The organism is Rhodoplanes elegans, from assembly GCF_016653355.1.
GTDB lineage: Bacteria > Pseudomonadota > Alphaproteobacteria > Rhizobiales > Xanthobacteraceae > Rhodoplanes > Rhodoplanes elegans.
The window spans coordinates 84,594-91,626 of sequence record NZ_NHSK01000156.1 but is presented as its reverse complement, the minus strand read 5'-3'; the positions used below and the strand labels follow the sequence as shown (position 1 = coordinate 91,626).

At 57.0% G+C, this 7,033-nt stretch carries 8 protein-coding genes; 5 read left to right on the top strand and 3 right to left on the bottom strand.

Features of this window, described 5'->3' with window-relative positions:
- The coding region (locus CCR97_RS19825) for a helix-turn-helix domain-containing protein (protein ID WP_338049117.1) at positions 1 to 571 on the bottom strand (571 nt) is incomplete at its 3' end.
- A gap of 27 nt (positions 572 to 598) precedes the next feature.
- Here CCR97_RS19825 and CCR97_RS31395 point away from each other — a divergent pair.
- Positions 599 to 823 (top strand): hypothetical protein, encoded by a 225-nt coding sequence (locus CCR97_RS31395; protein ID WP_207199524.1) that lies wholly within the window; start codon positions 599 to 601, stop codon positions 821 to 823.
- Between the two features lie 74 nt (positions 824 to 897).
- Complete coding sequence (locus tag CCR97_RS19820; protein ID WP_111355043.1) at positions 898 to 1,155, top strand: hypothetical protein; 258 nt, start codon at positions 898 to 900, stop codon at positions 1,153 to 1,155.
- 104 nt (positions 1,156 to 1,259) lie between these two features.
- Here the strand turns inward: CCR97_RS19820 and CCR97_RS19815 are convergent, their stop codons facing one another.
- On the bottom strand, positions 1,260 to 4,010 hold the full coding sequence (locus CCR97_RS19815) for a cation-transporting P-type ATPase (protein WP_244670570.1): 2,751 nt from the start codon (positions 4,008 to 4,010) through the stop codon (positions 1,260 to 1,262).
- A 134-nt stretch (positions 4,011 to 4,144) separates the two neighbouring features.
- Complete coding sequence (locus tag CCR97_RS19810; protein ID WP_111355041.1) at positions 4,145 to 4,747, bottom strand: BON domain-containing protein; 603 nt, start codon at positions 4,745 to 4,747, stop codon at positions 4,145 to 4,147.
- Positions 4,748 to 4,983: 236 nt separating this feature from the next.
- On the opposite strand from CCR97_RS19810, the gene CCR97_RS19805 reads away from it, so the two are divergent.
- The 3 genes from CCR97_RS19805 (at position 4,984) to CCR97_RS19795 (ending at position 7,032) form a co-directional block, all read left to right on the top strand.
- Positions 4,984 to 5,469 carry a hypothetical protein gene (locus CCR97_RS19805; protein ID WP_111355040.1) on the top strand — a complete coding sequence of 162 codons (486 nt, stop codon included), beginning with the start codon at positions 4,984 to 4,986 and terminating at the stop codon, positions 5,467 to 5,469.
- A gap of 171 nt (positions 5,470 to 5,640) precedes the next feature.
- Positions 5,641 to 6,297 carry a hypothetical protein gene (locus tag CCR97_RS19800; protein ID WP_111355039.1) on the top strand — a complete coding sequence of 219 codons (657 nt, stop codon included), beginning with the start codon at positions 5,641 to 5,643 and terminating at the stop codon, positions 6,295 to 6,297.
- A 186-nt stretch (positions 6,298 to 6,483) separates the two neighbouring features.
- Complete coding sequence (locus CCR97_RS19795; protein WP_111355038.1) at positions 6,484 to 7,032, top strand: NADPH-dependent FMN reductase; 549 nt, start codon at positions 6,484 to 6,486, stop codon at positions 7,030 to 7,032.
- The last annotated feature ends 1 nt before the right edge of the window (position 7,033 follow it).

Below are 7,033 nucleotides of genomic sequence, written 5' to 3'. Positions count from 1 at the left end.
ACGGGAAGTGATCATCCAAACCATGCGCAATTTTCAGTGTTCGAACGCCATCGAACTCTACGACACGGCGGGATCGCAGGATGCTTAGCGCCCGACTGACCGTTTCGACGGAGAGACCCAGATAATCGGCCATATCATATCGCGACATGGGCAGCGGAGTGAATCCATCGGATCTCGCCGGCAGGCGCGCTCTCATCTGATCCAAAAAAACACGCACCTTTTCGACCGAGCGCTGGTGCCATAGGTTGAAAATATGCCCTTCTGCTCTGGCGGTTTGCCGGTTCTGCGCATCGCGCAATATTTGCGCAATCGCGACAGACTCCACCGCAAGGCGCTCAAGGTCAAAGCGCCCATAACGCCCGAGTACGGTGCCGTCGCAGACAGCTTCAATGACCATGTCTTCGCTTATGCCGTCGCACACAAACCACTCAGGCGGCAGAAAAAATTCGTGGATGCATCGCAACCCGCTGCTTTGCAGGCGGACCTGCCTGACCACGCCGGATTCGACATGCCACCAATACTCCGCCAATCGGTTAGGTTGGCAAATCGGCTGGCCCTTCGAAACTGCCACGGCCTTTCGACATTTCGCAAGCTCAGAATGGAACTCGCCACCATCGAAGGCTCGATCATGAATTGCCGCACGCCTACCCACGACTGCAGCTCCTTTGAGCGCGACTGCCGCCACTTGTACAAGGCTATCGACTTATGCCGTCCTCATCTCATTGATCTCGATCCAGAACACCATGGTGCTTGCGAAAGTGGGCAAAAAAATGATGGCACGATCGCTCATTCGCAATGTGAAGACCGCCGCCGAACACATTGACTTTCCGATAATTGGATTGAGTTTTATGCCAATATTGCTCGGGCATCGAGAGCGTCAATGCGGAGCGTGCCTCCATGACTGAACTGCCAATTGAACCGGCCATCGTGGTCAAAGATACGCCGAAGCCGCGGCGACTCGCCACGCTTTCTCAGGCCAAGGCCTTCGTCGAAGAGGAACTTCGGCGCGGCCGGCCGCCACCATGGCGCGACGTGCATCGTCGCCTGTCATCGGTTGCCAACGCCGAAGACGCGGTCGAGGCGATCGGCGCCTTGCGCGAGTTGCTGCAACTCGAGGACTTGCTGGTACCTCACTATCCGACGGAGCACTCGTGAATTGGCAGCGAGAGCGGCGACCTCACCGGGGCAATCGTATGCTTTTGCTTCAATTTCAAACAGCTCCGTCGCGCGGATAGCCTGTGGCCGCGCGATGTGTCGCGCTACACCGTCGTTCCCGCAGGGATGAACTGCGGATGCAATCTCCGCAACAGGAACTTCTCAAGCTCAAGGATAAACAGAAAGGTCACACCAGTCGCTATAACGAGCAACCCGTCGGCAAAGGAGACTGCGCGGGTTGCAAAGATCGCCTGCATGAACGGCGCGTAAGTAAACAGCAGTTGGGCCAATAACGTAAACCCGATTCCAGCGAGGACCGCCGGCGTACCGAAGACTCCGGGCCAAGTGAAAGCGCTCGCGCGTCGATACCGCATTCCGAACAGATAGAATATCTCCAGAACGACAATGGTGTTGACGACCACGGTGTGCGCCTGTTCGATCGACAGGCCACGCTTCTCAGCCCAGAAGAACATGCCAAAGGCTCCCGCCACAAATAGCAACGACACAAAAATCACTCTCCAAAGCAAGATGCCGGATAAGATCGGCGCATCTGGCGCCCGAGGCGGTCGTTGCATTACGTCTGATTCCGGTGGTTCGAATGCGAGCGTCAATCCGAGTCCGACCGCGGTGACCATGTTGACCCACAAAATTTGCACGGGAGTGAGCGGCAGCGTCAGACCAATCAGGATCGCCATGACAATGGTCATTGCTTCGCCGGCGTTCGTCGGCAACGTCCAGCCGATCACTTTGATCAAGTTGTCATGAACGGTGCGGCCCTCGCGGATCGCGGACACGATGGTGGCGAAATTATCATCGGCAAGAACTACTTCAGCCGCCTCCTTCGCTGCTTCGGTGCCCTTGCGGCCCATTGCAATGCCGACGTCCGCCCGCTTGAGCGCGGGGGCATCGTTGACGCCATCACCGGTCATGGCAACAATCGCCCCATCCGCCTGAAGCGCCTCCACCAAACGCAATTTGTGCTCGGGTGTAGTGCGCGCGAAAACGGTCGTCTCTTTGGCTGCACGACGGAATGCCTCATCGTCCAGGGAATTCAGCCGATCCCCAGTGATGACCGCGTCCGGTCGTTCCAGACCGAGTTGGCGCGCAACAGCGGTGGCGGTCGCCGCATGGTCTCCTGTGATCATCTTGACTCGAATTCCGGCCGTTGCGCACTCGGCAACAGCGGTAATGGCCTCCTCGCGCGGCGGGTCAATCAGTCCGACCAAGCCGATGAGGACCAGATCTCGTTCGACCTCCTGAAAAGTGAGCTCATGGGCACCGCGCGGCATCGGCTTTTTCGCCAGCGCCAGCACCCGCTGTCCATTCGCGCCTAGTGCATCAATCATCCGGTTCCAGTGCGCCAAGTCGATTGGCTCTGCTCCATGCGACGCGTGCTGACTGGAGCACATTGCAATCACCTGTTCAGGTGCGCCCTTTACATAGGCCACAAATCCGTCGTCGTGCCCATGGTGCAACGTCGCCATATAGCGATGTCGAGAATCGAAGGGGATTTCGTCCGTCCTGGGAAATTGCCGCCATGTCGTATCGACGTCGTATCCTGCCTTGATCGCAAGCGACACAAGCGCGCCTTCCATCGGGTCGCCGTCAACGGCCCAGTCGGTATCCGTACGTCGTAAGACCGCGTTGTTGCAAAGCAACGCCGCCAACGCCAGTTCTCTAAGAGACAGATCCGCCACGCTATCGATTTCGCGAGCACCTTGCCGGAATGCTCCGCGTGGATCATAGCCAATTCCAGTGACCTCGGTAACGCCACCCTTTGTGACGACGGTCCGAACAGTCATTTCATTTTGGGTAAGGGTCCCGGTCTTATCTGAGCAGATGACGGAAACCGACCCGAGCGTTTCCACGGCAGGGAGTTGACGGACAATGGCATGACGCGCGGCCATTTTTTGCACGCCGATCGCAAGGGTAACGGTCATCACCGCCGGGAGGCCCTCCGGAATCGCAGCGACCGCAAGGCCAACCACGATCATGAACGCATCGGTCCATGGGTACGATCGAAGCCAGACGGCCAGGACAAACACGAGGGATGAGAAGCCAAGGATCGCAAAGGTAAGATAGCGAGCGAAGTGATTGATCTGGCGAATCAACGGGGTGGTCAGCGTCTCCACTGACCGCAACATCGAGCTGATGTGCCCGATTTCCGTATCAAGACCCGTTGCAACCGCAATGCCCTGCCCTTGGCCAGCAACGACAAAAGTGCCGGCATAAGCCATGGATTGGCGGTCTCCTAACGCCGCACGCGCATCGACAGGATTTTCGTCCTTTTCGGCCGCAATCGATTCCCCCGTAAGAGCGGATTCGTCAATCTTCAGATTCCGCGCCCGCAAGAGCCGCAGATCCGCAGGCACACGATCTCCAGCTTCGATCAAGACGATGTCGCCCGGGACTAGCTTTTCCGCGTCGATCATGAGTCTATGACCGTCGCGCAAAACCGTGGCGCGAGTGCTGATCATCGCTTTGATAGCGCCTAGCGCGCGTTCTGCCCGTCCCTCTTGAACGAAGCCAACGAGGGCATTGACGACGACGACACCCAGGATAACGCCTGCATCAATCCCGTGGCCAAGCAAAGCGGTTATAGCCGCGGAGATCAGGAGAACATAGATCAAACGATTATTGAATTGCGCTACGAGCCGGGAGATGGCGCTGCGTGTCTGCGCCGTTGGCAGCCGGTTAAATCCGTGCCTTTCCAGGCGCTGCCTTGCTTCTAGATCGGTGAGGCCGCTTGATCGACTCTGCAATCGATCGATTGCATCGGCGCCGGATATTGCATGCCACTCAGTCCGAGCTTGCATTTGCGCGGACGACGGCGCTTCCAATATTGCACCATTCATGACGGCTACTTCACGGCATGAATTATGAATCACACGTCTTTGGTAGGATTATGTGTCATCGGTATGAGATTTCGTTGCCGTCCATTCATCGTTCGTGTCGAACTGCGACGGAGTAGCATCGAGGTGACCGCCGCTTACTTGGACGGGCGGGAGGTACCCCTCTCTGCCCAAGAACGAATCGCACCCAGCAAAACAAATTCGTTGTGATCTGGCTCGCTCGATTGGCTATTGGCGTCGAAAGACGCCGCGTCGAAAAGCGCTTGACCAACTTTATGCTTGATCTCGCTGGACGGAACGTAGGAACAAACGTCCAACTTATTGACCACGCCGCAGGCGCCTCGTACCGCCTCGGCAAGCTCCTCGGCAGCCTCGCTCTGATAGGCCCACTCCACTTGACCTTCCAGGCATATCAGCCCGTCCTCAACCACGATGCGTATCCGGTCCCCCGAATACGGCAAGCGCCGGTTGATCGATTCCAGTGCGTCCCGAGCAATTTCCGGATCGGGCCGACGCTGCACCAATGGCAGGCGTACCTGAACGTCATTGGCGAGGCCAATTACGCCCGCGATGCCTTTGGCCAACTGTTCCGCTTTCCGCCTTTGGCGAAAGCTGCGGGCAAAGCCCGTCAGCGTGACGATGCCGTCCTTGACGGCTATGGCAATGTCGGCGCCATTCGTATCGGGATCTGACTCAAGGCGGCGCTTCAACTCTTGTTCGATGTCGGGATCTGACCGCATTGCAGCACCTCCTTGGCCTTTGCCGATCTTGGGCCCAGCACCGGGTCTATTGAACGGTCAAACACCAGGGTTCAGCCCTGACGATCGTCAATTTTTTGTCGGGCTGGGAATGATTTACTCGTCATCGCTCCGTGATGCGTAGGCAATGTTCGCGTTGTCGAAAACGCGGCGATGCGCATTGCGCAAAATGAGCGCTTACGGTAGCCAACACTGATTGACGGCGAACGCGATTCGACATGAGCATGCTTCCGCGGGTCACCGAACAAACTCGTGAGTTGATCGCCCGAGAGTTCGACACTCGCGGGCCTGATATCTGTACGGCAGAAGTCGTCGCGCACCTCAAACGGCACAATCCTGAACTATTGGATATGGCGACCCGGTGCGCGGCCGACGTCGGAGATTCACGGAAGGTCATGTCGGGATTTGCGATGTTTTTCCGTCTGCTGGTTCCAGGATTGCCGATGTCGGGCGATCTGTCGCCGCTTCCTGCCGTCAGCGAGGAAACCCGCGCCCGGCTGGTGCGTGACATCGATGCACAAGGTACTGAAGCGTTTACGATGGAAGCGATTTCAGAATTCGAACGCAGCAATCCAGAGCTGCTTCAGATGGCCCATAATTTCGCGACACGGTCACACCAGTATCTGCTCGCGATGCAAGGCTTTGCCTTGATATACAAGGCACTCGTCCTGCAATCCACGGATCAGCGCTCACGATTGCATTGAGCGTTACCGGATTTCAGCTCAAATTCACACTCGCCTGGTGTTGCAGCTATCCCACGCTTTTGGCTGTAGTGGTTCAATATTGACCATCGTCATGGCGGACGTAGGCCGATGCGAGAATTCTTGCGGGGCCAATATTAGGTAGGGGCACGCCTACAACCAAAGCGGGAGATCATGACGGATAATCATTCTGCAAACGAAGTCCTCGATACCATCCGCGTTCGAGAAGTGGTGGGAACGGTTAGGAACCGCGAAGCCCTCGATCGGCTCGTGGACGATCTGACTCGATCCGGATTCGACCGCGGCGATATCGACCTTATGGCAAGCCGAATGACGGTCATGCACGCTCTGGGAGCGTACTATTCCGAGCCGGTAGTGGCGGCGGAGCATCCCGATGCGCCCCGACGTGAGTTGATCAAGCCGGATGATGAAATCTCCGCAACCGCCTTGGTGTTCGGAACCCTGATAACGATTGGCACCTTGGGAACCGCGCTTCCGATCGTGGCATCAGGCGGAGCTTTGGCTGCCGCGGCGGCCGCGGCGCTTGCCGGCGGTGCTGCCGCGGCTGGGCTGGCCAAGGTCATTAAAAATCGCCTTGTCAGTACCGGGGAAAGTATTGACTTGGAGGACGAGTTGCGGATGAGCGGTCTGGTCGTATTGGTGCGCGTTCGCGACCCAGAAGCAGAACATAAGGCGCAGGAAATTATGCGCCGGTGCGGCGCGGAGCACGTTCACGTTCACGAGGTGGAACTGAAGAAGAGCTTGGCCGATGTTCCACTGTCTTCCATCAATCCTGACCCGTGGCTCGGCGATGATCGAGGCGGCACTTGATTGACTGGTCAATGCGCGACCTCACAACAGATTCTTTGACGAGAAAACATTGACTGTCGTCAATTCAATGCTTGCTCCGAGCCGTATGGTTCTATTTGAGCAGGAGTAGACGGGCTTTAACGGAATTGACCCGGTGGGGACGTAAGCCGGGGCAATTGACTTGAAACTACGACGAGGATCGCTTTCATGGCTCGCACAGTTGCAATCATTGTTGGAAGTGTCCGCAAGGATTCAATCAATCTGAAGCTCGCAAAGGCTTTGGTGAAGCTCGCACCGAGCGACTTCGATTGCGACTTCGTCCGAATAGATGACCTACCGGTATACAATCAGGATCTCGATCGATCGCCGCCCGAATCGGTATCGCGCACCAAATCGCAAATCGCTGCAGCAAAAGCCCTTCTGTTCGTGACTCCTGAGCACAATCGCTCGCTTCCGACCGCGCTCAAGAACGTTCTGGATTGGGTATCGCGGCCATACGGAAAGAATCTATGGGCTGGCAAGCCTGCCGGCATTGCGGGTGCATCGATCGGAGCGATCGGCACCGCAGTAGCTCAGGCACATCTACGCAGCGTGCTTGGTTATCTTGACGTCCCGACACTGGGACAGCCGGAGGTGTACATTCATTTTTCTCAAGGGCTGATCGATGAGCACGGCAATATCAGCAACGAGACCACGAAAAACTTCCTTCAGACGTTCATGAATCGTTATGCGGCATGGATATCCGAATACAACTGAG

Coding starts and splice junctions, on each gene's coding strand:
- CCR97_RS31395 (WP_207199524.1), top strand. CDS start 599: ATGGAACTCGCCACCATCGAAGGCTCGATCATGAATTGCCGCACGCCT.
- CCR97_RS19820 (WP_111355043.1), top strand. CDS start 898: ATGACTGAACTGCCAATTGAACCGGCCATCGTGGTCAAAGATACGCCG.
- CCR97_RS19815 (WP_244670570.1), bottom strand. CDS start 4,010: ATGAATGGTGCAATATTGGAAGCGCCGTCGTCCGCGCAAATGCAAGCT.
- CCR97_RS19810 (WP_111355041.1), bottom strand. CDS start 4,747: ATGCGGTCAGATCCCGACATCGAACAAGAGTTGAAGCGCCGCCTTGAG.
- CCR97_RS19805 (WP_111355040.1), top strand. CDS start 4,984: ATGAGCATGCTTCCGCGGGTCACCGAACAAACTCGTGAGTTGATCGCC.
- CCR97_RS19800 (WP_111355039.1), top strand. CDS start 5,641: ATGACGGATAATCATTCTGCAAACGAAGTCCTCGATACCATCCGCGTT.
- CCR97_RS19795 (WP_111355038.1), top strand. CDS start 6,484: ATGGCTCGCACAGTTGCAATCATTGTTGGAAGTGTCCGCAAGGATTCA.